The organism is Plantactinospora sp. ZYX-F-223 (genome assembly GCF_039649625.1).
Lineage (GTDB): Bacteria > Actinomycetota > Actinomycetes > Mycobacteriales > Micromonosporaceae > Plantactinospora.
The window spans coordinates 170,814-196,849 of the sequence record NZ_JBDJAV010000002.1 but is presented as its reverse complement, the minus strand read 5'-3'; the positions used below and the strand labels follow the sequence as shown (position 1 = coordinate 196,849).

The 26,036-nt window shown below is 71.0% G+C and carries 21 protein-coding genes; 17 read left to right on the top strand and 4 right to left on the bottom strand.

What is annotated here, in order from left to right:
- Positions 1 to 59 precede the first annotated feature (59 nt).
- Positions 60 to 1,028, top strand: a complete 969-nt coding sequence (locus AAH979_RS03280) for a fibronectin type III domain-containing protein (RefSeq protein WP_346256479.1) — start codon at positions 60 to 62, stop codon at positions 1,026 to 1,028.
- Positions 1,029 to 1,158: 130 nt separating this feature from the next.
- Here AAH979_RS03280 and AAH979_RS03275 read toward each other — a convergent pair whose 3' ends face one another.
- Together AAH979_RS03275 and AAH979_RS03270 are read right to left on the bottom strand one after the other, a co-directional pair.
- Complete coding sequence (locus tag AAH979_RS03275) at positions 1,159 to 2,238, bottom strand: LD-carboxypeptidase (RefSeq protein WP_346256478.1); 1,080 nt, start codon at positions 2,236 to 2,238, stop codon at positions 1,159 to 1,161.
- 124 nt (positions 2,239 to 2,362) lie between these two features.
- The gene (locus tag AAH979_RS03270) at positions 2,363 to 2,806 is read right to left on the bottom strand and encodes a PPC domain-containing DNA-binding protein (protein WP_346256477.1); all 444 of its coding nucleotides are present in this window, start codon (positions 2,804 to 2,806) and stop codon (positions 2,363 to 2,365) included.
- A 359-nt stretch (positions 2,807 to 3,165) separates the two neighbouring features.
- On the opposite strand from AAH979_RS03270, the gene AAH979_RS03265 reads away from it, so the two are divergent.
- Positions 3,166 to 5,325: a glycogen debranching N-terminal domain-containing protein gene (locus tag AAH979_RS03265; protein WP_346256476.1), complete on the top strand. Its 2,160-nt coding sequence runs from the start codon at positions 3,166 to 3,168 to the stop codon at positions 5,323 to 5,325.
- 73 nt (positions 5,326 to 5,398) lie between these two features.
- Positions 5,399 to 6,187, top strand: coding sequence for a glucose 1-dehydrogenase (locus AAH979_RS03260; RefSeq protein WP_346256475.1), 789 nt, complete (start codon positions 5,399 to 5,401; stop codon positions 6,185 to 6,187).
- A 71-nt stretch (positions 6,188 to 6,258) separates the two neighbouring features.
- Here AAH979_RS03260 and AAH979_RS03255 read toward each other — a convergent pair whose 3' ends face one another.
- Positions 6,259 to 6,738 (bottom strand): hypothetical protein, encoded by a 480-nt coding sequence (locus tag AAH979_RS03255; protein ID WP_346256474.1) that lies wholly within the window; start codon positions 6,736 to 6,738, stop codon positions 6,259 to 6,261.
- A gap of 371 nt (positions 6,739 to 7,109) precedes the next feature.
- Here AAH979_RS03255 and AAH979_RS03250 point away from each other — a divergent pair, with 371 nt between their 5' ends.
- From AAH979_RS03250 to AAH979_RS03215, 8 genes are all read left to right on the top strand, one after another.
- Positions 7,110 to 8,777, top strand: coding sequence for a metallophosphoesterase family protein (locus tag AAH979_RS03250; protein WP_346256473.1), 1,668 nt, complete (start codon positions 7,110 to 7,112; stop codon positions 8,775 to 8,777).
- Positions 8,778 to 8,844: 67 nt separating this feature from the next.
- A complete protein-coding gene (locus tag AAH979_RS03245) occupies positions 8,845 to 9,519 on the top strand; it encodes a hypothetical protein (RefSeq protein ID WP_346256472.1) in 675 nt (224 codons plus the stop codon).
- On the top strand, positions 9,516 to 10,484 hold the full coding sequence (locus tag AAH979_RS03240; protein ID WP_346256471.1) for a hypothetical protein: 969 nt from the start codon (positions 9,516 to 9,518) through the stop codon (positions 10,482 to 10,484). Before AAH979_RS03245 ends, AAH979_RS03240 begins: the two co-directional genes overlap by 4 nt.
- A gap of 79 nt (positions 10,485 to 10,563) precedes the next feature.
- Positions 10,564 to 11,520, top strand: coding sequence for a DUF1152 domain-containing protein (locus AAH979_RS03235; RefSeq protein ID WP_346256470.1), 957 nt, complete (start codon positions 10,564 to 10,566; stop codon positions 11,518 to 11,520).
- A gap of 39 nt (positions 11,521 to 11,559) precedes the next feature.
- Positions 11,560 to 12,549, top strand: coding sequence for an NAD(P)-dependent oxidoreductase (locus tag AAH979_RS03230; RefSeq protein ID WP_346256469.1), 990 nt, complete (start codon positions 11,560 to 11,562; stop codon positions 12,547 to 12,549).
- A 169-nt stretch (positions 12,550 to 12,718) separates the two neighbouring features.
- Positions 12,719 to 13,627: an ABC transporter permease subunit gene (locus tag AAH979_RS03225; RefSeq protein WP_346256468.1), complete on the top strand. Its 909-nt coding sequence runs from the start codon at positions 12,719 to 12,721 to the stop codon at positions 13,625 to 13,627.
- A complete protein-coding gene (locus AAH979_RS03220) occupies positions 13,624 to 14,520 on the top strand; it encodes a carbohydrate ABC transporter permease (protein ID WP_346256467.1) in 897 nt (298 codons plus the stop codon). The genes AAH979_RS03225 and AAH979_RS03220 overlap by 4 nt, the downstream gene beginning before the upstream one ends.
- Before the next feature lie 53 nt (positions 14,521 to 14,573).
- Positions 14,574 to 16,235, top strand: a complete 1,662-nt coding sequence (locus AAH979_RS03215) for an extracellular solute-binding protein (RefSeq protein WP_346256466.1) — start codon at positions 14,574 to 14,576, stop codon at positions 16,233 to 16,235.
- 19 nt (positions 16,236 to 16,254) lie between these two features.
- Here the strand turns inward: AAH979_RS03215 and AAH979_RS03210 are convergent, their stop codons facing one another.
- A complete protein-coding gene (locus AAH979_RS03210) occupies positions 16,255 to 16,407 on the bottom strand; it encodes a hypothetical protein (RefSeq protein ID WP_346256465.1) in 153 nt (50 codons plus the stop codon).
- Between the two features lie 259 nt (positions 16,408 to 16,666).
- Here AAH979_RS03210 and AAH979_RS03205 point away from each other — a divergent pair, with 259 nt between their 5' ends.
- The 6 genes from AAH979_RS03205 to AAH979_RS03180 all read left to right on the top strand — a co-directional run bounded on the left by AAH979_RS03205 (position 16,667) and on the right by AAH979_RS03180 (position 25,999).
- Complete coding sequence (locus tag AAH979_RS03205; protein ID WP_346256464.1) at positions 16,667 to 18,082, top strand: aminopeptidase P family protein; 1,416 nt, start codon at positions 16,667 to 16,669, stop codon at positions 18,080 to 18,082.
- Positions 18,083 to 18,347: 265 nt separating this feature from the next.
- Positions 18,348 to 21,503: a glycosyl hydrolase 115 family protein gene (locus AAH979_RS03200; protein ID WP_346256463.1), complete on the top strand. Its 3,156-nt coding sequence runs from the start codon at positions 18,348 to 18,350 to the stop codon at positions 21,501 to 21,503.
- 231 nt (positions 21,504 to 21,734) lie between these two features.
- Positions 21,735 to 22,949: an extracellular solute-binding protein gene (locus AAH979_RS03195; RefSeq protein ID WP_346256462.1), complete on the top strand. Its 1,215-nt coding sequence runs from the start codon at positions 21,735 to 21,737 to the stop codon at positions 22,947 to 22,949.
- A 58-nt stretch (positions 22,950 to 23,007) separates the two neighbouring features.
- A complete protein-coding gene (locus AAH979_RS03190) occupies positions 23,008 to 24,186 on the top strand; it encodes an ABC transporter ATP-binding protein (protein ID WP_346256461.1) in 1,179 nt (392 codons plus the stop codon).
- Entirely contained in the window at positions 24,183 to 25,139 is a 957-nt protein-coding gene (locus tag AAH979_RS03185; protein WP_346256460.1) for a sugar ABC transporter permease, read from the top strand. Before AAH979_RS03190 ends, AAH979_RS03185 begins: the two co-directional genes overlap by 4 nt.
- Positions 25,139 to 25,999, top strand: coding sequence for an ABC transporter permease subunit (locus AAH979_RS03180; RefSeq protein WP_346256459.1), 861 nt, complete (start codon positions 25,139 to 25,141; stop codon positions 25,997 to 25,999). Before AAH979_RS03185 ends, AAH979_RS03180 begins: the two co-directional genes overlap by 1 nt.
- Positions 26,000 to 26,036 lie beyond the last annotated feature (37 nt).

The following is a 26,036-nucleotide window of genomic DNA, read 5'->3' as shown; positions in this document are numbered from 1 at the left end:
GACGCCAAGGCTTGAGCGCATACATTGACAGTCTTCATTGGACGGCGGAGCATGTTGGAATGCGCCACAGGCATCTACTCAGCGTCGCGCTCGCCTTCGTGCTGGTGACCTCCGGACCCGCGCCGGCACAGGCGAGCGTACCGGTTACCCCTCCCGGCGCCCCGCAGGCCGCCGGCACGCAGTTCCTCTCCGCCACCACCGTCGACCTGGCCTGGATGCCGGCCGCCGCGGGCACCAACCCGATCGCGGTGTACGAGCTCTACGCCCGCCGACTGGGCTGGATCTACCCGGACCAGCTGGTCGCCACCACGACCAGCGCGTGGGTCTTCGTGTCGATCGGCGGGTTGCGCCCGGCCACGACCTACGAGCTGTACGTGCGGGCACGGGACACCAGCGGCCTCCGCGGGCCGGCCTCGGCCCCCGTGACCATCACGACCCTGCCAAGCGAAATTGTGCCCGGCCCGCCGGTGGCGACCGACGTCACCGCCACCACCGCGACGGTCTCCTGGCGACCGACGGCGGTCGCCATTGAACGGATCGCCGGCTACGACCTGATCGTCCCGCCCGCAACCCCGACCCAGCCGATCCAGATCCGGGCGAGCACGGGCCCGTCGACGACCAGCGTCCAGCTCACCGGGCTCAGGCCAGGCGCGAGCTACACGTTCATTGTCGTCGTCCGCTACACCGACGGCACGCCGCGCTCGGCCCCGTCCGCACGCGGCACCGTCACCACCGTCCCGTCGGTGCCGCCGTCCCCGCCGTCCGACCTGACCGTCACCACGCTCACCCCGACCTCCGCGACGTTGTCGTGGACGGCCTCGACACCGGGCGACTTCCCGATCTCCCGGTACTTCACGTACGTCAACGGCAGCGCCCTCGGCGTCCCGAACCCCGCCGCGGACGTACGGACCGTCACGTTCGCCGTCTCCCCCGGCAACACGTACGAGGTCTACGTACGCGCGGTCGACCAGGCGGGCAGCTACTCCACCCCCTCCGAAACGGTGACCTTCACCACCCCCAGCCAGTAGGTCAGCAGCCCGGCCAGGAATTTGATCCAGGCCCTGGCGGCCGGACTCCCGGACCCGCCGTCGGTGGTGGTCGCCCTCGGACACTCCCGCACTCCCCGAGGACGACCCCCACCCGGCCGCCGCGGGCCGGCTACCGGACGCCCGCCTCCACGGTCAGCGTCCCGGCCTCGGCGTCGATTGTGGCCCGGGCCCCGAGTGGGATGGTGAGCTGCCCGTTGCCGTGCCCGAGGCGGAGCCCGCCCAGCACCGGTACGCCGAGGTCGTAGAGGCGGTCCTTGAGCACCGCCGCCGCGTCCCACTCCCCCGGTTCGCCGACGCTGTTGGTGATCTGCCCGATCACCACCCCGGCGACCCGACCCAGCACGCCCACCCGGCGCAGCTCGGTCAACATCATGTCGTAGCTGTACGGCGCCTCGTCCACGTCCTCGAAGAACAGGATCGCCCCGTCGAGGTCCGGGGAGTCCTTCGCGCCCAGCGAGGTGGAGAGCAGGGTCAGGCAACCGCCGAGCAGCCGGCCCGTGGCCCGGCCCGGCACCATGACCGAGGCAGCGGTCTCGGCCGGATCGCGGGTAATGGTGACCGGGTCGGTGCTCATCACCGCCCGGCGCAACGCCTCGGCGGACTCCGGGCCGGTGCGACCGTCCGACCAGTTGACCATCGGACCGTAGAAGCTGACCAGACCGGCCTCCCGCCACAGCCGGCCGTGGATGCTGGTGATGTCGCTGAACCCGACCACCACCTTCGGGTCGCTACGCAGGCCGGAGAGGTCCATCCGGTCCACGATCCGCTGAGTGCCGTAGCCGCCCCGGGCGGCGAAGACGGCCCGCACCCCGGGGTCGGTCAGCGCGTCGTTCAGGTCGGCGAGCCGCTGCGCGTCGGTGCCGGCGAGATAGCCGTACCGGGTGTAGACGTGCTGGCCGAGCTCCACCTCCAGGCCCCAGCCGCGCAGGATCTCGATCCCCCGGGCCATCAGGGTGGGGTCCGGGGTGCTGCCCGGCGACACCACCCGGACCCGGTCACCGGCGACCAGCGCCCGGGCCCGGACCGGCGTCCGGCTTCCGCGTGGTGCCGCCTGGGCCGGCTGGGCAGCGGTACCGGCCAGCACCGCGCCACCGGCCGCGACCGCTCCGGCGCGAAGCATGTTCCGGCGGGACAGCGCCGCACCGCCGGGCCTTGGAATCCTCGTGTCGACAAACTCGGAATCTCGCATCGGTGTCCTCTCCGTCGTGACGGGACCGGCGTTTCGCCGCCGGTACCCGTCGGATGGCACCGATGCTATTGATCGTCCACAAGCGATCCCTCCGGTCGCGGCGGCGGCCGGAGCGGTACGCCGGTCAGCCGTACGCCGTGCCGGTCAACATCGCCACCCCGGTCTCCGGGTCGACCCGCTTGGCCAGCCCCGCCGCGACCTCGGTGACCACCACCTCCAGGGTGGGCCACACCTCGCCGCGCAGCAGGTGGCCGCCGACCGTACCGCCGTCCCGGCGGCCGAGCACCGCGTGCACGTGCAACGCCGGCTCGCCGTGCAGTTCGGCGATGTCGCCGACCAGGGAGAGCACCTCGACCTGCTCCGGTACCGGTATCCGCAGGTAGTCCCGGGCCGGCCGGTCGAAGTAGCCGACCTCGGCGCTGGCGAACCCGCCCACCGCGGTCACCTGCGCCGCGCGGATGCCCCGGCGCCGGGCCACCTCGTTGACGGTGGCCACCGCCTCCTCGCCGGGCTCGACCGCGATCACCACCACCCGACGGCCGTCCCCGGCCAGTTCGACGTCGCGCATTCTCCGCCTCCTTGTCTCCGCTCCCCCTTCGTGCCCGCCGGAAGGGGCCGACATACCTGCCGGTCACCTCGACCGGACCTCCCGCCACCTCGACCGGACCTCCCGCCACCTCGGCCGGGCATGGACGGTGCCGCCGCGAACGAGCTGGCGGTGACCTGGTTCTCCGGGCTGCCGCCGTGGACCGGCGCCCGCGATCACCGGTGCGGCGGGGGGACAGCCGCGCCGAATTCCCCCGTCCGGTACGGGACCAGACAGGCCGAGGGGCTGGTTCCCGCGTTCGGCACCGGTCCCGCCCCGGCGCTGCCTAGGCTGGCGTCGACAGGATGGCCACGCTTCTCGTGCGGGTGAAGGGGGCTGCCGTGACGAATGTTGTCCGGCGTCCCACCCCGGCCGATCCGACCCCGGGGGTGGTGACGAGCCCCAACGCCCCGAGTTCGGTGGCGCGTACCCAGCCGCCGGAGTTGGGCCCGGACGCGGTCGCGGTGGTGGAGGGCCGGTCGTTCATGGTGAGCAACGCCACCGGGGACGTACCGGTCGGCACCATCGGCGGCCTGGTGCACGACGACACCCGGCTGCTCAGCCAGTGGGAGTTGACCCTGGGTGGGGCGCCGCTGCTGATCCTCAGCTCGGGGCTGGTCGACGACGACTCGGCGGCCTTCTTCCTGACCAACTCGGACCTGCCGCACGTGCCGACCAACAGCGTCGGGGTACGCCGCCAGCGGTTCATCAGCGACGCGATGCAGGAGCGGATCGAGCTGGAGTGCTTCGCCAACGAGGTGCAGTCGGTGCAGCTCCGGCTGCGGGTCGGCACCGACTTCGCCGACCTGTTCGAGATCAAGCAGCGGGTCCGGGACCGCTCCGCCAGCATCACCCGGGACCACTCGACCGACGGCTCCCGGCTCTGCTTCACCTACCGCAACGCGGACTTCACCGCGGTCACCGACATCCAGGTGTCGCCGCCGGCGGACCGGGTGGAGGAGAACGACCTGATCTGGGACCTGCGCCTGGAACCGGGGCTCAAGTGGGAGGCCGAGCTGGCGGTGGCGCTGCCCCGGCGGCCGACCGAGCTGCCCACGCTGCACCGCCAGTTCGGCGAGGGTTTCGACCTGGTCGGCGAGGACCCCACGCACGACTGGCGGGAGGACTGCCCCAGCCAGGATCTGGACTCCGACCTGCTGAACCGGGTGCTGCACAAGTCCAAGATGGACCTGGTGGCGCTGCGGATCGAGCAGAACATCGGTGACGAGACCATCGTGCTGCCGGCCGCCGGCCTGCCCTGGTTCCTCACCGTCTTCGGCCGCGACTCGCTGGTTACGGCGTACCAGTCGCTGTCGTTCGGGCCGCGGCTGGCCCGGGGCGCCATTCGGTCGCTGGCCAACTACCAGGGCACCAGGCTGGACGACTTCCGGGACGAGGAGCCGGGGAAGATCCTGCACGAGGTACGCAGCGGCGAGCTGACCCGGACCGGCGAGAAGCCGCACAACCCCTACTACGGGACCTCCGACGCCACCCAGCTCTGGCTGATCCTGCTCTCCGAGTACTGGCGCTGGACGCTGGACGACGACTTCGTGCGGCGGTTCCGGGACAACGTGCACGCCGCGCTGCGCTGGATCGACCGCTACGGCGACCTCGACCAGGACGGGTACGTCGAGTACGCCACCCGCTCGCCGCAGGGGCTGGGCAACCACTGCTGGCGGGACTCCCCCGACGGCATCGCCTACGCCGACGGCACCATCCCGGTACTGCCGATCGCGACATGTGAGATCCAGGGCTACACCTACGACGCGAAACTCCGGGTCGCCGAACTCGCCGACGGCCCGCTGGGGGATCCCGAGCTGGCCGAGCGGCTGCGCGCCGACGCGCACCAGCTCCGGGAACAGTTCAACCGGGACTTCTGGATCGACGAGCGGGGCGGTTACTACGCGATCGGCCTGGACGGGGACAAACGTCCGATCGACTCGATGACCTCCAACATGGGGCAACTGCTCTGGAGCGGCATCGTGCCGCCGGAGCGGGCGAAGGTGCTCGCCGGCCAACTCCTCTCCGGGCACATGTTCTCCGGCTGGGGCATCCGGACCACCTCCACCGAGAACCGGTGCTACAACCCGATCGGCTACCACAGCGGCACGGTCTGGCCGCACGACAACTCGCTGATCGCGCACGGCCTGGCCCGGTACGGGTTCCGCGACGAGGCGACCCGGGTCATCGTGGCGATGCTGGAGGCGGCCGACTTCTCCGCGCACCGGCTGCCGGAGGCGTTCGCCGGCTACGACCGCTCGTACGGGCGCAAGCCGGTGCCGTACCCGACCGCCTGTACCCCGCAGGCCTGGGCCAGCGCGGCGCCGCTGTTGTTCATCCGTACCCTGCTCGGGCTGGAGGCCCGGAACGGCCAGTTGCTGGTCGACCCCCACCTGCCGGCGGACTTCGGCCGGATCAGGCTGAGCCGGATCCAGGCCTTCGGCAAGCGCTGGGACCTGGAGGCGGCCGGCGACCAGGGTCACATACGGCTGACCCGGTGAGAGTGGCGCCGCCGAAAAGGGCAGATACAGAGCGTACCTGCGGATCACCGTTCGGTGATGAGAGAGTGACCTCATGACCGGAACGAACGCCTCGGGCAGCGGAGCCGGCCTGCTCGGCGACAAGGTCGCGCTCCTGATGGGCGCGAGTCGCGGTATCGGCGCGGCCGCCGCCCGGCTGTTCGCCCGCGAGGGTGCCGCCGTGGTGCTGACCGCCCGGACCGAGTCCGAACTCGCCGACGTGGTCGGGGAGATCCGCGACGCCGGCGGGACCGCCGACTACGTGCTCGCCGACCTGACCGACGGGGCCAGCATCCAGGCGGCGGTGGACAGCGTGATCCGGCTGCACGCCCGGCTGGACATCGCCTTCAACAACGGCGGCATCTCGATCCCGCAGACCCCGATGGTGAACGCGACGGAGCAGAACTTCGACCTGGTCACCTCGGTCAACTATCGGGGACTGTTCCTCTCGATGACCGCGGAGATCCGGGCGATCCGGGCCACCGCCGGGTCGGGGGCGATCGTGAACGTCAGCAGCGTCGGCAGCCTGCGCGGCGCACCGGGACTGGGCCCGTACGCGGCGACGAAGCGGGCCGTGAACAGCCTCACCGAGACCGCTGCCGCCGAGTACGGCCCGGAGGGTATCCGGGTGAACGCCATCGCCCCGGGCACCACCATGACCGGGGTGATCCGGCAGTGGGCCGATGACGAGCCGGCCGCCGTCGAGCGGCTCAACGCGCTCACCCCGTTGCGCCGGGCCGCCGAGCCGGACGAGATCGCCGCGGCGGCCGCCTGGCTGCTCAGCGACCGTGCCTCCTTCGTCACCGGCGTCTGCCTGCCGGTCGACGGCGGCCTCCGGGCCTGAGCCCGCACCGGTTGCGACGCCTGGCCCGGGCGGCCGCCCGGAACAGCTCAGCCCAGCGGCAGCACCACAGCTCAGCGCAGCGGCAGCACCGAGTCGGTGAGCCGGCCGCGCGGGCGGTAGACCACGCACATCACGGTGCGATCGCCGTCCGCCCAGGTCTGCTCGGTCGGCAGGATCGGATAGAAGTCGAGGGTGCCGCCGTTGCGGTCCGGCCAGCGCCGGTCGAAGTAGCCCCGGCAGCCCTGCCAGGCGAAGTCCGCCAGCCGGGCACGGTCCCACGGCCCGTCATCGGCACGCAGGAAGCCGTACGACTGGTTGTCGGCGCCGGACTCGCAGGGCTCGTACCGGACGACCACCTCGGCGGCCTCCCGCGAGTACGCCGGGTCGGAGAAGCACTCCCCGCCCTCGATGTTCAGCAGGCCACCGGTCTGCGCGGTGACGAAGGTGTCCCCCTTGACGATCGGCGGCGAGGGCGTCGGCTCGACCGCGGCGAGCGCCGCCAGGGTGCCGACGGTGGCGACCACCGCCCAGCGGCGGGACGGCAGTTTCATCGTGCTCCGTAGGGTCGGCGGTCGGGATGGTCGGCGGGTCGGACGGTCGACGGGTCGGGCGGTCCGCGGGTCGGGCGGTCGGCGGGGATGCCGGCCGTCGCGCGGGCGAGGGACTCGGGCTGGTGCCGCCGGCATGGTAGGTGGGCCGGGGTGAACGGTCGGTTCCCGGACGATGGACGGGCGGTCTCCGCACGGTGAAGCCCGGCACCGGGCACGACGTGTTGATCATGAATTAACCCGCTGGCCAGGCCCGTTCACCCGGCGGCCAGTCAACGGCCGACCGCCGGTCGTCCACCTCTGGATGAATGCGCTTGGCCACCGGCTGCGGGCCGGCGGCCGTACCCACTTTCACCCGAAAGGTGATCCCTGTAGTGAGTGACGTCAAGAGACCCTGGATTGCCGGCTCCCGGCGGGCCAGACTTGCCGCTATCGGTGCCGCCGCCATGCTCGTCGGCGGTTTCGCCATCAGCCCGGTGGCGTTCGGTGACGCCGCACCGGGCAAGTACCCGGCGGCCGAGATCCACCGGCCGTCCCCGATGCCCGACCGCATCATCCTCACCCCCACCACCACCCCGGCGACCTCGCAGCGGGTGACCTGGCGGGCCGAGGCCACCCCCGAGTGGGCCCAGGCCGAGATCCTGGAGGCGCCCGCCGCGCTCGGCCAGGTGGTGCCCGCCGCCGGCACCGTCTCGGTCGTCAAGGCACTGTCGACCAAGTCGGTCAACACCTCCCTCGGGTACGCCTCGACCTACCACACCGTGGAGTTCGTCGGCCTTAAGCCGGGCACCCGGTACACCTACCGGGTCGGCGACGGCACCAACTGGAGCGCCTGGACCGACTTCACCACCGCCACCCCTGACGCCACGCCGTTCTCGTTCATCTACTACGGCGACGCGCAGAACTACCTCGACTCGGCGCTGCCCCGGGTGTTCCGGCAGGCGTTCGCGGACCGTCCGCAGGCCAAGCTGATCGTCAACGCCGGTGACCTCATCGACTCCGCGAACAGCGAGGAACAGTGGGGGCAGTGGTACCAGGCCGGCGGCTTCATCGACGGCCAGATCAACAACATCTCGATCCCCGGTAACCACGAGTACAGCGGCGGCACACTGTCGCAGTTCTGGACGCCGCAGTTCCCGTACCCGGACAACGGGCCGGCGGGCTGGCCGGCGGAGCTGGCCAAGACCGCGTACACCGTCGACTACCAGGGTGTCCGGTTCATCGGCCTGAACAGCAACGTGCAGGGCATCCCGGACGTGATGGCCGCGCAGACCGCGTGGTTGGAGGGGCTGCTCAAGAACAACCCGAACAAGTGGACCGTGGTGACCTTCCACCACCCGGTCTACTCGACGGCCGAGGGCCGGAACAACCCGGTGGTCCGGGCACAGTGGGGCCCGCTGTTCGAGAAGTACGGGGTCGACCTGGTGCTCCAGGGCCACGACCACACGTACGGCCGGGGCAGCGTGGCCTCGTCCCGCCAGTCGGTGACTGTGCACGACAGCACCGTCTACGCGGTGTCGGTCTCCGGCGGCAAGATGTACGACGTCGACGGCTCGGTCTGGACCGACAACAACGCCGACATCATGAGCAAGGCCGAGGACAAGCAGCTCTACCAGCTCATCGACGTCACCGGCGACAGCATCCGCTACGAGGCCCGGTACGCCAACGGCCAGCACCACGACGGCGTAGTGATCCGGAAGAACGCGGCCGGTGAGCGCACCGTCAACGAGCTGCGTACCCCGGAGAACACCGTCGGCGAGCAGGTCAAGGTCAACAAGACCGTCGTCGAGGCCAGGGGCAAGGTCCGGGTCAACGCCTACGGCTACGACCCGGGCGAGGAGGTCACCGTCTACCTGCGCAGCACGAAGGACGGCGCGGGCCGCAAGGGCGTCTTCATCGGCTACAAGAAGGCCGACGAACTGGGCCGGCTCGTGTACAGCTTCGCGCTGCCGCCGTCGGCGAAGAAGAACACCACCCACGTGGTCTACCTGGACAGCGAGAACCAGCAGATCACCAGTCCGGTCATCACCGTGACGAAGTAGTTCCCGCCGCCCCGGACCACCGCCACCGTGCGGTGGTCCGGGGCCGGTTCGTACGTCAGGAGACCTCTTGATCGCCCGCATCCCATCGCCGGCCGTCGCGCTCGGCCTGGCCGGCCTGGCCGTGCTGTCCGCGCTCGCCCTCCCGGCGACCCCGGCCGCCGCGCACCCGTTCGGCCCGCCCTCCACCGCGCGGATCAGCGTGCACGGCTCCCGGGTCGACCTCGCCTGGCTCGCCGCCGAGGACGACTGGGTGGCGCTCGGCCAGTCGCTCGGCGCCTTCGAGGACCCGCGCCTCGGCGCGGTCGCGACGAATCTGACCGGGGAGCAGAAACTCCAGCGCTCGCCCCGGGTGCACGACTACCTGCTGGAGCGGATCTCGGTGCGGCAGGACGGGAGCCCGTGCCCGGGCCGGCTCGACACTCTGGACCGGCTGCTCGACGAGGGCGCCCGGCTCACCTTCGACTGCCCGGCCGAGGTGGTCGACCTCGACGTCACCGTCGGCGCGCTGACCGACCTCAACGAGGCGTACCGGACGATGCTGACCAGCCAGACCCCGGCCGCGCCGGACCGGGCGCTCTTCACCGCCGCCGAGCAGACCCACCGGGTACGCTTCACGCCCGGCGCGGGCGGCCTGCCGGCCAGCAGCGTACGCACCCTGGCCGGCGTCGGCGCCGCCCTGCTCGTCGGGGTCGTCGCACTGGTCACGGTACGGCTGCGCCGACGCGCCCGGAGCCAATCGTGACCGGTGTCGAGGGCCGGTTGGTCGCCCTCTTCGACGGCCGGGGCGTCTTCTGGCTCGCCCTGGTGGTGGCGCTCGGGGTCGGCGCCGCGCACGCGGTCGCCCCGGGCCACGGCAAGAGCGTGACGGCGGCGTACCTGGTCGGCACCCGGGGCCGCTACCGGGACGCGGTCCGGCTCGGCGTGATCGTGGCGGCGATGCACACCTTCTCCGTCCTGGTGCTGGCGCTCGCCTGGGTCGGACTCAGCGGCGCCGCGAGCCTCGGCACCAAGACGCTGACAGCCTGGATGCAGGTGGCGGCCGGGCTGCTGGTGATCGGTGTCGGCGCACACCTGAGCTGGCGGCACCTGCGGGGTCGGGCGTCCCACCAGCACGGCCACGGGCACAGTCACGGCCACGGGCACAGCCACAACCACGAGCACGGCCACAGCCACGTCCTCGTCGGGCGCGGACACGGGGCCGCTCCGGTTGCCGACCATGCCCACGGGCACGAACACGGGTCCCGGCATGAGCACGGAGACACGCACCCGCACCACCACGGCCACGGGGACGCGCACCTCAGCGACCACGGCCACGGGGACGCGCACGGGCACGGCGGCACGCACGGGCACCGGCACGACGTACCGGCGCCGACCGATCCGTGGTCGCGGCGCGGGCTGACCGTGCTGGCCCTCTCCGGCGGCCTGCTCCCCTCGCCGTCCGCGTTCCTGGTGCTGGTCAGCGGCCTGCTGACCGGTCGAGCCCTGGACGCGCTGGTCCTGGTGCTCGCCTTCGGGATCGGGATGGCCGGCACGCTGACCGGGGTCGGCGTGATCACGATCCGTGGCTTCGCGCTGCTGACCGGGACGGCCCGGCGCTGGCCGGTGGCGGCGACCGCGACGGCTTGGCTGCCGGCGGTCGCCGGGATCGCGGTGAGTCTCGGCGGCTGCCTCTACCTGGTCGCCGCGATCTCGGTGCTGACCGGCTGAGCTGAGTAGTATTCGGGCCTGGTCCGGTCAGGGCCGCCGCCGGTCGGGCGGGCCGGGACGACGAGGGTGGGGAGGCCCGGTGGCCGGACTGGCAACCCCGCCGCTGTTCGCCGCACTGGCCGGCGCGCGCAGCGTCCTGGTCGCGGGGGCCGGAGGCGGGTTCGACGTGTACGCCGGACTTCCGCTGGCGATCGCGCTCTGGGACGCCGGTGTCCGGGTGCACCTGGCCAACTACTCCTTCGCCCAACTGGAACTGCTCGACCTAGACTGCTGGCTGGCCGAGAACGTCGCGGCGGTCACCCCGGAGACCAAGGGGCCCGCCGACTACTTCCCAGAGCGGGTACTCGCGGAGTGGCTGGCCGGGCACGGCTTCCCGTCGACGGTGTACGCCTTCCCCCGCACCGGTGTGAAGCCGCTGCGCAAGGCATACCGGCACCTGGTGAAGCGGTTCGAGGTGGACGCGATCGTGCTGGTCGACGGGGGCACCGACATCCTGCTGCGCGGCGACGAGGCCGGGCTCGGCACCCCGGTCGAGGACATGACCAGCCTCGGGGCGGTCGCCGGGCTGCCGGTGCCGGTACGGCTGGTCTGCTGCCTCGGGTTCGGCATCGACGCGTACCACGGGGTCAACCACGTCCAGGTGCTGGAGAACCTCGCCGCGCTGGACCGCGAGGGCGCCTACCTGGGCGCGCTGTCGATCCCCGGGCGGAGCCGGGAGGCGACCCTGTACCGGGAGGCGGTCGCCCGGGCCCAGACCGCCACCCCGCTGCGGCCCAGCATCGTCAACGGGCAGATCGCGGCGGCCACCCGGGGCGAGGTCGGCGACGTCCAGTTCACCCGGAGGACCAGCGGCAGCACCCTCTTCGTCAACCCGTTGATGGCGATCTACTTCACCGTCGAGCTGGCCGCCCTGGCCCGACGGTCGCTCTATCTCGACCGTCTGGAGCACACCGTCGGAGCCCGCCAGGTGGCGTCGCGCATCGAGGAGTTCCGGTACGACGTGTCGAGCCGGAAGCCCTGCGCCTTTCCGCACTAGGTCACCGGGAACCATGTCACCTTCACGTCACCGGGAACCATGTCACCTTCACCAGGAAGCCTGTCACCGGCCAGGCGACCCAGCCCGATTTCGGGCCGGCGGCACCGCCCGCTCACCTACGCTGCCGGGTGGAGGCAGGGCCTACGGGGGGACGTTTCGATGGCGCAGACGCAGCGGGTGGCCGTACTCGGGCTGGGTGGCATGGGTCAGCCGATGGCGGCCAACCTCGTCCGGGCCGGCCTGCCGACCGTCGTCTGGAACCGCCGGCCGGGGCCGGCCCGGCAACTCGGTGAGCAGGGGGCCGAGGTCGCCGACAGCCCGGCCGAGGCAGTACGCCGGGCCGACGTGGTGATCACGATGGTGACGAACGGGGACGCGGTCCGGGCCATCGCGATCGACCAGGGCATGCTGGCCGAGATGGCCGAGGGCGCGATCTGGGCGCAGATGAGCACCATCGGGGTCTCCGACACCGAGCGGATCGCCGGGCTGGTCCGCGAGCAGCGTCCGGACGTGGTCCTGCTGGACGCGCCGGTGGCGGGCAGCCGTGGCCCGGCGGAACGGCGTCAACTGGTGGTGCTCGCCTCCGGGCCGGAGCAGGCCCGGGGGCGGATCGCCCCGGTCTTCGACGCGCTCGGGCAGCGGACCGTCTGGGCTGGTCCGGTCGGTGCCGGTTCCCGGCTCAAGCTGGTCAACAACATGCTGCTCGCCTTCCTCGCCGAGGGGATCGCCGAAGCGATGGCGCTCGGGCACTCCCTCGGCCTGGACCGGGCGGCGGTGCTCGGCGCGTTGCAGGGCAGCCCGCTGGTCTCCCAGTGGGCGGCCGAGAAGCTGGAGCGGATCGGCCGGGACGAGTACTCGGCGCAGTATCCGCTCTCCCTCGGGCTCAAGGACGTCAACCTGGCGCTGTACGAGGTCGACATCGACCGGTTCCCGGTGGCCAACAGTCTGGCCGCGCAGTGGCAGCGGGCCGTCGAGCACGGGCTCGGCGACGAGGACGTCACCGTGCTGGCCAGGGCACTCCAGCACTGAGCTGCTGGCCGCGCTGCTCGGCGGGGAATTCCGGCGGCATAGATCCACGTCTTGACGCTCATCAGGGTCGACTCTAGGTTTACCCGGATGTAACAGCCGACTTCCGGAACTGTCGCGATCCATCGTGTTCACGCGTCGCATCCGGCGGGATTGAATGGGGTGGGCCGGCTTGTCGTGGTGGGACCGGGTACGGCGGGACCGCATCCTGCTGCTCGCGGCACTTCCCGGCGTCGCACTCCTGCTGACGTTCCACTATCTACCGTGGCTCGGCAACGTCATCGCGTTCAAGGACTACCAGCCGTACGTCGGAATTCTCGACAGCCCGTGGAGCGGGCTGGCGAACTTCCGGATCATCGTCAGCGGCGACCCGGCTTTCCTGAACGCGCTGACCAACACCCTGATCATCACCCTGCTCCAGGTGCTGGTCGTCTTTCCCGCCCCGATCGCCCTCGCGCTGCTGCTGGACAGCCTGATGTCCGAACGGCTCAAGCGGACCGTGCAGAGCGTCCTCTATCTGCCACACTTCCTCTCCTGGGTCATCGTGGTCGCGATCTTCATGCAGTTGCTCGGCGACGGCGGGCTGCTCAACAACTTCCTCCGGGACCACGACCTCGGCACGGTCAGCATCGTCAACAATCCGGACGCGTTCTTCGCCCTGGTCACCGGCCAGGTGCTCTGGAAGGACGCCGGCTGGGCGACGATCCTCTTCCTGGCCGCGCTGTCCCGGATCGACGGCACGCTCTACGAGGCGTCCGCAGTGGACGGTGCCACCCGCTGGCGCCAACTGTGGCACATCACCCTGCCGGGGCTGCGCGGCCTGATCGTGCTGCTGCTGATCCTGCGGCTCGGTGACGCGCTGACCGTCGGCTTCGAGCAGATCGTGCTCCAGCAGCCGGCGGTCGGGGCGGACGCCAGCGAGGTGCTCGACACGTACGTCTACAACAACGGCATCCTCGCCGGTGACTGGGGGGTCAGCGCCGCCGTCGGTCTGGTCAAGGGCCTGGTCGGGCTGCTCCTGGTCCTCGGCGCCAACCGGCTCGCGCACCGCTTCGGAGAGCAGGGGGTATACCAGCGATGAGCAACCGGCCGACCATCGCGGGTGTCACGGCCGCGTCGAGGCCGGTACGCGCGCTGAAGGGCGTGGTCCTGGCGGTCTGCTGCGCGGCGGTGGTCGTACCCTTCCTCGGGATCGTCTCCACCAGCCTCGCCACGCATGAGCAGATCACCCGGGACGGCGGCTTCGTGCTCGTCCCCGACGAGGTCAGCTTCGCCGCGTACGCCGCGATCCTCTCCGGCGGCGTGGTGACCCGGGCGACCCTGGTCAGCCTCTTCGTCACCGTCGCCGGTACGGCGTTGAGCATGGCCACCACCATCCTGCTGGCGTACGGGCTGAGCCGCCCGCGGTCGGTGGCGCACCGGCCGCTGCTGATGGTCGTGCTCTTCGCCCTGCTCTTCACCCCCGGCATCATCCCGAGTTACCTGGTGGTGAAGAGCCTCGGGCTGCTGGACAGCTACTGGGCGTTGATCCTGCCGGTCGCGGTCAACGCGTTCAACGTGATCATCCTGCGGGCGTTCTTCATGGACCTGCCCCGGGAGGTGATCGACAGTGCCCGGATCGACGGTGCCGGTGACGCCGCCATCCTGTTCCGGATCGTCCTGCCGCTGAGCAAGGCCGTACTCGCGGTCATCGGGCTGTTCTACGCGGTGGCGTACTGGAACGCGTTCTTCAGCGCCCTGCTTTATCTGAACGACACCGCGAAGTGGCCGTTGCAGCTCGTGCTGCGGACATACGTGGTCAACCAGACCCAGCTCGGCGTCGACCAGCTCGGCTCGGCCGGCGCGGCACTGCCGCCCCAGGAGGCGATCCAGATGGCCATCCTGGTGCTCTCCATCGTCCCTGTCCTCGTCGTCTATCCCTTCGTGCAGCGGCACTTCACCAAGGGTGTGCTGATCGGCGCGGTCAAGGGCTGAAATACCGCTCCTCCTCCCCCGATTCCCGCAGGCGTTACGCCAAGGAGCAAACGATGACAAGTGAACCGGCGATCGGCCGCCGACAATTCCTGACCAGTGCGCTCGGCACCGCCGCCATGATCGCCAGCCCGGGACTGCTCGCCGGCTGCGGCGACGGCGGCACCACCACCGGCGGCGATCGCAACCGGGCCAGCGGCTCGGCCAGGCTGCCGAACTACACGCCGTACACCGGGGTCACCCCGGACCTGAAGGGCAACCGGCAGGGCCTGCTGGACGCCTTCCTGAAATATCCGGAGCCGCCGGTGCAGGCCACCGACGGCCCGCCCGGCGACGGCGGCGAACTCTCCGCCTTCGTCCTGACCAACTCGCCGGTGCCGCCCGCGGTCGGGCAGAACCCGTTCTGGCAGGAGATGAACCGGCGGCTCGGCGTCGACCTGCGGTTGACCATCGTGCCCAACGCCGACATGCCGACCAAGTTCGCCACCCTGGTCGCCGGGGACGACCTGCCGGACGTCATCGTGCCGGCGCTGTACACCCCGAACGGCCTGCCCGCCGGTACGGCGAACCTGCCGGCCTGGCTCGCCGCCAAGTGCCAGGACCTGACCCCGTATCTGAGCGGCGACGCGGTGCGGGAGTACCCGTTCCTGGCGAACCTGCCCACCGACGCCTGGCGGGACTGCCGCTACAACGGCGGCATCTACGGCCTGCCGGTGCCCCGGGGCATCGGCGGCACCCTGATGATGCGCCGGGACGACCTGTTCAAGCAGCTCGGCGCCGACCTCCAGCCGGGCAGCTTCGCCGAGTTCCGGGACGTCTGCCGCAAGATCACCGATGCCCGGGCGAACCGCTGGGCGGTGGCCCAGGCTCCGCTCGACTTCGTCCGGCAGATGCTCGGCAACCCCTGGCGATGGAAGCTGGAGGGCGGCAAGCTGGTCAGCGCGTACGAGAGCGAGGAGTTCACCCAGGCGCTCGCCGACACCGCCCGGCTGGTCAAGGACGGTGTGGTGCATCCGGACAGCTTCACCAACAACGCGCCGACGAAGAAGTGGTTCAACGCGGGCAGCGCGTTGATGATCGCGGACCGGTACACCGCCTGGCCGCAGTTCTTCGCGGAGAACATCGCCGGGCCCGACTTCGACATCGGCGGCATGCGCCCGCCCCTGCACGGCGGCGGCGGGTTCGCGGCCACCTGGCAGGCCCAGGCGACCAACAACTTCACCGCGTTCAAGAAGGCCGACGAGGGTCGGATCCGGGCACTGTTGAAGGTCTGCAACTGGCTGGCCGCGCCGTTCGGCACCGAGGAGTGGCTGCTGCGCCGGTACGGCGTCGCCGGGGTGCACTACCGGATGGAGGGCGGCGGGCCGGAGCTGACCCAGGCCGGGGTGAGCCAGACGGTACTCGGGATCCGCTACATCGTGGACGCCCCCGACGTGATCTTCGTGCCCGGCGAGGCCGAGGCGACTCGCAAGTCGTACGAGTACCAGAAGTCGATCATCCCGACCGCGATCAAGGATCCGACGCTCGGGCTCTTCTCCGACACCTGGTCGCGGCGGTCCGGGCAGCTCGGCACGATCGTCAACGACGCCCAGATGGACATCCTCAGCGGGCGCAAGCCGGTCTCGGCCTGGGGCGACATCCTCAAGCAGTGGCGTAGCACCGGCGGCGACAAGGTGCGGGGCGAGTTCGAGGAGGCGATCGCGAACAGCAGCGACTAGGAGCCGTGTCGGCGCGGGGTCAGGGGTTGGCCGGGCGGTCGGGCAGGGCCCGCCGGACGAGTACCGGAAGCAGCGACGCGGCGAGCAGGAAGATCGCGGCGACGAACAGCCAGCCGGCGCTGCCGTACCTGCCGACGGCGACGGTGAACAGGGCGGGTCCGAAGATCTGCACCGTCGCCGTCGCCGCCTCGGCCAACCCCTGGTACGCGCCCAGCGCCCGCTCCCGGGCCAGCCCCAGCGAACCGCGCTCGGCCGATCTCGGGCCGCCGAGCCGAGCTGTCTTCGGACATCTGCCGGAACCCTCCGCCTCCGCCCCGGTACGTCCGTAGGGAGTTCCGGGGACGCCCTTGCGACACCACCGCCCGGCGGCAAAAGTGAGGTCCAGTAGGCGAACCGCCGGCCGTACGGCCGCATCGGCGAAAGGGCCAGGAATGTCCGAGCGCGTTCCCGCCACCAGTAGTCACGACCTGCCGGTGCCCCCGGCGCTCGCGGAGTTCATGCTCGGCGGCTGGGCGCCGACGGAGGCGCCGGTCCGGGCGGCTCCCGGGGTGGCTGGCTGGGCGGCGAAACGGCGGGCCCGGCTGACCGGGATGTTCCCCGGCGAGCACCTGGTGATCCCGGCGGGCGGACCGCCGGTACGCAGCAACGACCAGTACTTCCGGTTCCGGCCCGGCTCCGACTACATCTGGCTGACCGGGGACGGGGACCGGGGCGGCGTGCTGGTGCTGGATCCGGCGGGCGAGGCGACGCTCTACACCGACGAGCCGCCCCGGCCCGGCACGGCCGCGTACTGGACCGACCGCAACGCCGGCATCGTCTGGAACGGTCCCCGGGCCGATGTGACCACCCTGGCCGAGGCGCTGCAGATCCGCTGCCGCCCGATCGGCGAGCTGGCCACGGCGCTCGGCTCGGCTGGCCGGACCCGGCTGCTGCGTACGGTCGATCCGGCCGTGGACGCCCTGGTGCCGGTGACGGATCCGGTCGGCGACGCCGATCTCGTGGTGGCCCTGGCCGACCTGCGGCTGGTCAAGGACGAGTGGGAGGTCGGGCAGCTCCAGCACGCCGTCGACGTCACCGTGCGCGGCTTCGAAGACGTGGTCCGGGCGATGCCGGAGGCGCTGGCCGGCGGTGGTGAACGGTGGTTGGAGGGCACCTTCGCCCGCCGGGCCCGGTCCGACGGCGAGGAGGTCGGCTACCAGCCGATCGTGGCGGCCGGCTCGCACGCGGCGGTGCTGCACTGGAACCGCAACACCGGCCCGGTACGCCCCGGCCAGTTGCTGCTGATGGACGCCGGGGTCGAGGTCGGCACCCGGTACACCGCGGACATCACCCGGGTGCTTCCGGTCGACGGCCGGTTCAGCCCGCTACAGCGGGACGTCTACGAGCTGGTCCGCCGGGCGAACGACGCGGCGATCGGGCAGCTCCGGCCCGGGGCGATGTTCCGGGACTACCACTGGGCGGCGATGGCGGTCTTCGCCGCCGGTCTGGTCGATCTGGGTCTGCTGCGCTGCTCCGTGGACGAGGCACTGGATCCGCAGCGGCAGCTCTACCGCCGCTGGACGCTCTGCGGATCCGGGCACATGCTCGGGCTGGACGTGCACGATTGCTCCCGGGCCACCACCGCCCGGTACGTCGAGGGCGAGTTGCAGGCCGGCATGGTGCTGACCGTCGAGCCGGGACTGTACTTCCAGCCGAACGACGAGCTGGTGCCGGCCGAGTTGCGCGGGCTGGGCATGCGGATCGAGGAGGATCTGCTGGTCACCGAGGACGGCAGCCAGAACCTGTCGGCCGCGCTGCCGCGTACCGCCGACGACGTCGAGAGCTGGATGTCCCGGCTGGCCCGCTGACCCGATGGCCAGAAATTGCCCGGACGAATCGCAGCCCCGGCCGACCGGACAGCACTGAAACATATCACCGAAATATTTCGGTACGCCCTCTCGGGGTAACCCACCGCCTATCGGCGACCTCGCTCGGTACGCGCATTCGCCCCCCGCGTCGGGCGCTCTTGACCGTACATCGATACGTGTTTAGATTTCCTTTCCGGAACACTTCCGAAAAGTTTCGCAGGTACTTGTCCGGTCACGCCCACCCCGTTACGGTCCGGAGCCCGGAATGAGCAGGTCCACCACCCCCGCCGGTCCGCCGGCACCCGTCCCCCGTCGACACACCGGCCCGACGGCCTGGCGAATGCTGTTGTCGCTGACCCTCGCCGTCACGGCCACCCCCGCCCTCGCCTCCTCCGCCACCGCCTCCGGCGGGCACGGCGCCGATGTGCGGCACGATGCCGCCGGCTTCATCTCCACCCGCTCCAAGCCGGGCAGCCTGCCCCTGGTCGAGCGTGGCCGGGCCGCGACGCTGGTGGTCAGCGCCGGCGACCATCCCGGCGTGGTCCGGGCGGTCGGTGACCTGCGGGACGACGTCGAGCGGGTCACCGGGGTACGCCCGGCGGTCGTCACCGACCAGGTGCCGAGGCAGGGCGAGGTCGTACTCGTCGGCACCATCGGGAAGAGCCCGCTGATCGACCGGCTGATCGCCGCCCGCAAGCTCGACGTGCGCGGCATCGCCGGCAAGTGGGAGACCTCGCTCCAGCAGGTCGTGGGCAACCCGCTGCCCGGGGTCCGCCGGGCCTTCGTGATCGCCGGCAGTGACCAGCGCGGCACCATCTTCGGGACATACGAGGTGTCGAAGCAGATCGGCGTCTCGCCCTGGTACTGGTGGGACGACGTGCCGGCTCGGCGCAGCGACGATTTGCACGTGCTGCCCGGCCGGCACAGCCAGGGCACCCCGGCGGTGCAGTACCGGGGCTTCTTCATCAACGACGAGAACCCGGCGCTGGGCACCTGGGCGCCGAACTTCTTCGGCCCCGGCCTGGCCCCCGGCTACCCCGGCGGCTTCAACCGGCACTTCTACGCCAAGGTCTTCGAGACCATGCTCCGGCTCAAGGCGAACTACCTCTGGCCGGCGGTCTGGGGCCGCGCCTTCGCCGAGGACGACCCGGCCAACCACGCCACCGCCAAGGAGTACGGCGTGGTGATGGGTACTTCGCACGAGGCGCCGATGATGCGCGGCATCGAGGAGTGGAACCGGCACGACGACGGCGGCACCGACCCGTACGGCGGGAACGGCGAGTGGAGTTTCCGGCGCAACTCCGCCGCACTGAAGGAGTACTGGCGGGACGGCATCGAGCGGATGGAGGAGCAGGACTTCGATGGTGTGGTCACCCTCGGCATGCGCGGCAACGGCGACGTCAGCCTGCCCGACGGCGACGGCATCGAGCTGATGGAGAGCATCATCGCGGCCCAGCGGCAGATCCTCGCCGAGGAAAGCGACCGCGAACTGCCCGACATCCCGCAGGTCTTCACGCTCTACAAGGAGGTCCAGCGCTACTGGGACCGGGGCATGCGCCCGCCGGACGACGTCACCGTGGTCTTCTGCGACGACAACTGGGGCAACATGCGGAAGCTGCCGGACCAGAGCCTGCCGGCCCGCCCCGGCGGCTACGGCATGTACTACCACTTCGACTACGTCGGCGGCGGCCGCAACTACAAGTGGGTCGACACCATCAATCTGGCCAGCACCTGGGAGCAGCTCCACCTGAGCTACCGCTACGGGGTGGACCGGCTCTGGGTGGTCAACGTCGGCGACATGAAGAACGAGGAGCTGCCGCTGCAACTCTTCCTCGACTACGCCTGGGACCCGGACAGCCTCCCGATCGAGAAGCTTGACGACTGGCAGCGGGAGTACGCGGCGCAGAACTTCCCCGACCGGTACGCCGGGGAGATCGGCGAGATCCTGCACGAGTACGGCCAGCTCCAGGCGCGGCGCAAGCCGGAACTGCTGAACCGCCGGATCACCCTGGACCCGGCGAAGGACCCGGCCACCGACTCCTCGGCGGTGGTCTACACCGACACCAACCCGTACAGCCTGACCGCCTACCAGGAGATGCGCCGGGTGGTGCGGGAGTGGACGGAGCTGGCCGAGCGGGCCGAACGGATCCGGGCAAGGCTGCCGGACGGCTACGACGACGCCTACTACCAGCTCGTCTACTACCAGGTGGCGGCGTCGGCGAACCTCTACGCGCTGCGCGAGGCGCAGTTCACCAACCTGCTCTACGCCGCGCAGGACCGGGCCGCCACCAACGCGATGGCCGACCTCGCGCAGCGACATTTCGACACCGACCAGGCGATGTCCGACTACTACCACAACACCCTGGCCGGCGGGAAGTGGCGGGGCTTCCAGTCCCAACCCAAGATCGGGTACGGCGACGTCGCGCGCTACGGCCCGAACGCACCGTGGCAGCAGCCCGAACTCAACAACCAGGCCCTGCCGGACGCGTTCTATCCGCACCTGCGCCGGATCGAGGTCCCGGCCGTCGCCGAACTGGGCGTGGCGATCGACGGCTCCGAGAAGTACTGGCCGGCCGAGCCCGGGCCGGCGGTGCTGCCGACGTTCAGCCCGTACCAGAGCCAGCCGGGACAGTACATCGAGGTCTTCAACCGGGGTTCGGTGCCGTTCGACTACACGATCCGGGCCGGCGCACCCTGGCTGAAGCTCAGCCGGTCGGGCGGCCGGGTCACCGACCAGGTCCGGATCGAGGTCCGGGTCGACTGGCGGCACGCGCCGCGCGGCGACACCACGGTCCCGATCACGGTCACCGGGCCGGACGGCGCCAGCGTGGTGGTGCAGGCCAGGGTGGACAACCCGCAGGGGCTGCGCCCGCGCGGCCACGTCGAGGCGAACGGCTACGTCTCGATCCCGGCCGGGCAGCACACCCGGGCGGTGAACGCCGGCGGGGTGTACTGGAAGCGGATCCCGGACCTCGGCCGGACCGGTGACGGGCTGACCCCGTTCCCGGTCAGCGCGGCCAGCCGGACGCCGGGCGGGGACAGCCCGCGCCTGGAGTACGAGCTGACGTTGACCTCGGCCGGCCCGGTGAAGGTGTCGGCGTACCTGTCGCCGCGCAACAACGTGCTGCCGACCGAGGGGCTGCGCTACGCCGTCTCGATCGACGGTGCCGCTCCGCAGGTCGTCAACGTCACCACCAGTACCGGAGCGAACGACACCTCGATGAACCGGCAGTGGGAGCGGAACACCTCGCAGAACGTCAACGTCACCACCACCACGCACACGGTGGACGCGCCGGGCGTACACACCCTGAAGTTCTGGATGGTCGACCCGACCGTGGTGGTGCAGCAGCTCGTGGTGGAGACCGCCGAGCTGCCGTACAGCTATCTCGGCCCGCCGGAGAGCCGGCGGATCGGCCACTGAGGATCCACCCTCGTCGCACCTGCGCCATCGGCGGTCCGCCCCGGCCCGGACGGGTCGGGGCGGACCGCCCACACACATTGAAACTTTTCAACGCGGCCACTACGACGCACACACCCCGACCTCCCGCTGCGGCCACGACGGACGCGGCGGGAGGTTGAAAAGGTTCATCAGGCAGCACAGGCAGAACGCGCGACATCGATAGGATCGCCGAACCGAGAGAGAGGAATGCCCATGCGTCGAAGCCAACGCCGGCTGTTCGCCGCCACGGCCCTGACCGCGTTGAGCCTGGTCGCCGTCGCCTGCGGTGCGCCGGAGGCCGCCGCGCCCGGTCCGACCGGGGGCGCGGTGCCGGACAAGCCCGGCTCGCCGGTCGTCCTGAACATCCTCGACGTCGCCGGCAACCTGCAACTCACCCAGTCGATGATCGACGACTTCGTCGCGAAGAACTCCGACACGGTGTCGAGGGTGACGTACTCGAAGTCGCCCTCGCCGGAGCTGGTCGGCAAGGTCAAAGCTCAGCAGGACGCGAACCGCGTCGAGATCGACCTGGTGCTGACCGGGGTCGACGGGCTCGCCGCCGGCATCGACCAGAACCTCTGGACCCCGCTGCTGCCCACCCACGCCGGCCGGCTGCCGGGGATGGCGAACTACCTGCCGGGCGCGGCCGCGATGCAGAAGCTGGCCGGCGACCACGGGGTGACCATCACCTACTACCCGTCCGGGCCGCTGATCGAATACCTGCCGTCGAAGGTGCCCAACCCGCCGACGACCGCGCAGGGGCTGCTCGAGTACGCCAAGGCCAACCCCAACGCGGTGCAGTACGCCCGCCCGTCGAACTCCGGCCCCGGCCGTACCTTCCTGATGGGCCTGCCGTACCTGCTCGGCGACTCGAACCCGAAGGACCCGATCAACGGCTGGGCGAAGACCTGGGCGTACCTGGCCGAGCTGAACAAGTACGTCCGGCTCTATCCGTCCGGCACCGGGGAGACGATGAAGAACCTGGCCAACGGTTCGGCGAAGATCATCCTCTCGACCACCGGCTGGGACATCAACCCGCGGGTGCTCGGCACCGTGCCCGCGGAGGCGAAGATCGGCACGCTGGAGGGCTTCCACTGGGTCACCGACGCGCACTACGCGGTGGTGCCGAAGGGCGTCTCGACGGACAAGCAGGCCGCCATCCTGGCCCTGCTGAACCACATGCTGACCCCGGAGCAGCAGGCCAAGGCGTACGACCAGGGTTACTTCTATCCCGGTCCGGCGATCAAGGACGTGCCGCTGTCGATGGCGCCGCAGGCCAGCCGCGAGGCGATCGAGAAGTACGGCCGCTCCGAGTACGAGCAACTGATCGCGAGCAACCCGCTGGAGGTACCGCTGGACGCCAAGGCGCTGGTCGAGGCGTTCAGCCGGTGGGACCGCGAGATCGGCGGCGCAAAGGTGAGCAAGTGAGTGCGAGGAGTGAGCCGGGTTTGCGAGCCCCGCAGTCACGAACAAAAGGCGGAGACAGGTGAGTTTCGCCGAGTTGCGGTTGGAGGGCGTGACGCGGAGTTTCGCCGGCCACGACGCGTTGACCGACCTGGACCTGACGGTCCGGCGCGGGGAGTTCATCGCCCTGCTCGGACCGTCCGGCTGCGGCAAGTCCACCGCGCTGAACTGCCTCGCCGGCCTGCTCCCGCTGACCAGGGGCAGCATCTGGTCCGACGACACCCGGCTCGACACCGTACCGGCCGAGAAGCGCGGCTTCGGCATGGTGTTCCAGAACTACGCCCTCTTCCCGCACATGTCGGTACGCCGCAACATCGCGTTCGGCCTCCAGATGCGCCGGCTGCCCCGGGCCGAGATCCGGCGGCGCACCGAGGAGGCCATCCGGCTGGTCCGGCTGGAGGAACACGCCAGCAAGCTGCCCGGGCAGCTCTCCGGCGGCCAGCAGCAGCGAGTCGCCATCGCCCGGGCGGTGGTGCTGGAGCCGGCGCTGGTGCTGATGGACGAGCCGCTGTCCAATCTGGACGCGAAGCTGCGGCTGGAGATGCGTACCGAGATCCGCCGGCTGCACCAGTCGCTCGGGCTGACCACGGTCTACGTCACGCACGACCAGGAGGAGGCGCTCTCCCTGGCCGACCGGCTGGTGGTGCTCCGGGAGGGGCGGGTGCAGCAGGTCGGCACCCCGGAGGAGCTGCACACCCGGCCGGCGAACTGGCACGTCGCCGACTTCATGGGCTACCGCAACCTGCTGCGGTTGCGGGCCGAGCAGGGCGGCGGGTCCGAGGTGGTGGTGACCGGCCAGGGCATGCGACTGGTCGGCACCCCGGTCGGGCCGGTGGCCGCCGGTGCCGAGGTGATCGCCGGGGTGCGTCCCGAGGACCTGCGGATCACCGGTCCGGACGAGGGCATACCGGCCATTGTGGAGGTGGTCGAATACCAGGGCCGGGAGGTGGCGGTCGAGGCGCGTACCGCCGAGGGGGTGCAGTTCAACCTCCGTACCGACCAGCGTCCGGCGCTGGGCGAGCGGATCGGGATCGGGGTGGATCCGGCCCGGCTGCTGGTCTTCCCGCTGGCCGAGCCGGCCGGCGACGGACCCGCACCGGCCGGGGACGCCGGGGCGCCGACGGACGAGCCGACCGGCGCACCGGTCGCGGACTCCGGCGCCCCGCCGGTGGACGAACCGGCCGCCGGAGGCCCCCGGTGAGCGCCACCGAGAGCCCGCCCCGGGCCGGTGAGCCGACCGGCGGGCGACCGGCAGAGCGGCAGCCGGCGGGCCGGACCCGGGTGGCGTTGCGGCACCGGCTGGCCGAGCGCGGCATCGACCGGCAACTCCTGCTGCTCGCCCCGGCCGCGCTCTTCGTCCTGGTGCTCTTCATCTACCCCTTCGGGTACGGCGTCGGGTTGTCGTTCCAGCCGACCGAGGGCGGGCCGTTCGCCGCGTACCAGGAGTTCTTCTCGGACCCGTACCAGCGGGACACCATCTGGACGACGCTGCGACTGTCGCTGCCGGCGGCGCTGCTCAACGTCGCCGCATCGGTGCCGATCGCCTACCGGATGCGGGGGCGGTTCCGGGGGAAGCGGCTGCTCACCACCGTACTGGTGGTGCCGATCACCCTCGGCACGGTGCTCACCGCGCAGGGACTGCTCAACTTCCTCGGCCCGACCGGATGGTTCAACCGGATCCTGCTCGGCATCGGGCTGGCCGACGAACCGGTCCGGCTGACCAACAACTACTGGGGGGTGTTCTTCTCCATCGTCATCACCGGCTTCCCGTTCGCCTTCCTGCTGGTGCTGTCGTACCTGTCGGGCATCGACCCGTCGCTGGAGCGGGCCGCCGCCACCCTCGGCGCCGGCTGGTGGCAGCGGTTCCGCCGGATCACCCTGCCGCTGCTGGCGCCCGGGCTGGCCACCACGTTCTGCCTCACCTTCGTGCTGGCGTTCAGCGTCTTCCCGTCGGCGGTGTTGGTCGGTGACCCGGCCGGCACCACCAGAGTGATCTCGATCGCCGCCTACGAGGCGGCCTACGTCCAGTACGACTATTCGATGGCCGCCACCATCGCGGTGCTGATGGGGCTGGTCGAACTGCTGGTGATCGCGGCCGTGCTCGGCTGGCGGGCCCTGCTCTACACCGGGTCGACGGCGGGAGGGAAGGGCTGATGAGTTCGGTGACCGCCCCGGCGCCCCGCCGACGTCGCCTGGTCGCCCGGCCGGCGGCCTGGCTGATCTGGGGCGTGGTGGCGTTCTTCTTCGTCAACCTGGCCGGCGTGATCGGCTCGGTGCTGGTCAGCTCCTTCGGCGACCGCTGGTACGACACCTGGCTGCCGCAGGGCTACACCACCCGCTGGTACGGCCAGGCCTGGCAGGAGTTCGGCCTGTTCCAGGTGCTGCTGGTGACCCTGGAGGTGTCGCTGCTGGTGGTCGGCATCTCGGTGCTGGTCGGGGTGCCCGCCGCGTACGTGCTGGCCCGGCGGTCATTCCCCGGCCGGCGGCTGCTCTACCTGCTGTTCCTGCTGCCGATCCTGATGCCGCCGATCACCTACGGCATCCCGCTGGCCACGGTGCTCTACAAGTACGGTTTCGCCGGGCACCTCTCCGGGGTGGTAATGGCCAACCTGGTGCCCTCGGTGCCGTTCGTCATCCTGACCATGACGCCGTTCATCGAGCAGATCGACCCGGCGGTGGAGCGGGCCGCCCGGATGTGCGGGGCGGGTACCCGGCAGATCTTCGTCCGGATCCTCGCCCCGCTACTCACCCCGGGCATCCTGGCCGCCTCGATCCTGGTACTGGTGCGGACGGTCGGCATGTTCGAGTTGACCTTCCTCACCGCCGGGCCGGACTCCCAGACCCTGGTGGTGGCGCTGTATTACACGATGTCGGCGGCCGGCATCCGGGCGCAGCAGTCCATCGACGCGATGGCGGTCATGTACACCACGATGATGCTGGTGCTGCTGGTGATCGCACTGCGGTTCGTCAATCCGACCCAACTGGTCGCCCGGGTCCGGGAGGACGTCGACTGAGGTGTCGTCGCGGCCCGGGCCGGATCTCGGACCCGGG

Excerpts from the sequence above, each read along its gene's own strand:
- AAH979_RS03280 (WP_346256479.1), top strand. The coding sequence starts at position 60 with ATGCGCCACAGGCATCTACTCAGCGTCGCGCTCGCCTTCGTGCTGGTG.
- AAH979_RS03275 (WP_346256478.1), bottom strand. The coding sequence starts at position 2,238 with ATGCGAGATTCCGAGTTTGTCGACACGAGGATTCCAAGGCCCGGCGGT.
- AAH979_RS03270 (WP_346256477.1), bottom strand. The coding sequence starts at position 2,806 with ATGCGCGACGTCGAACTGGCCGGGGACGGCCGTCGGGTGGTGGTGATC.
- AAH979_RS03260 (WP_346256475.1), top strand. The coding sequence starts at position 5,399 with ATGACCGGAACGAACGCCTCGGGCAGCGGAGCCGGCCTGCTCGGCGAC.
- AAH979_RS03255 (WP_346256474.1), bottom strand. The coding sequence starts at position 6,738 with ATGAAACTGCCGTCCCGCCGCTGGGCGGTGGTCGCCACCGTCGGCACC.
- AAH979_RS03230 (WP_346256469.1), top strand. The coding sequence starts at position 11,560 with ATGTCACCTTCACCAGGAAGCCTGTCACCGGCCAGGCGACCCAGCCCG.
- AAH979_RS03220 (WP_346256467.1), top strand. The coding sequence starts at position 13,624 with ATGAGCAACCGGCCGACCATCGCGGGTGTCACGGCCGCGTCGAGGCCG.
- AAH979_RS03215 (WP_346256466.1), top strand. The coding sequence starts at position 14,574 with ATGACAAGTGAACCGGCGATCGGCCGCCGACAATTCCTGACCAGTGCG.
- AAH979_RS03205 (WP_346256464.1), top strand. The coding sequence starts at position 16,667 with ATGTCCGAGCGCGTTCCCGCCACCAGTAGTCACGACCTGCCGGTGCCC.
- AAH979_RS03200 (WP_346256463.1), top strand. The coding sequence starts at position 18,348 with ATGAGCAGGTCCACCACCCCCGCCGGTCCGCCGGCACCCGTCCCCCGT.
- AAH979_RS03195 (WP_346256462.1), top strand. The coding sequence starts at position 21,735 with ATGCGTCGAAGCCAACGCCGGCTGTTCGCCGCCACGGCCCTGACCGCG.
- AAH979_RS03180 (WP_346256459.1), top strand. The coding sequence starts at position 25,139 with ATGAGTTCGGTGACCGCCCCGGCGCCCCGCCGACGTCGCCTGGTCGCC.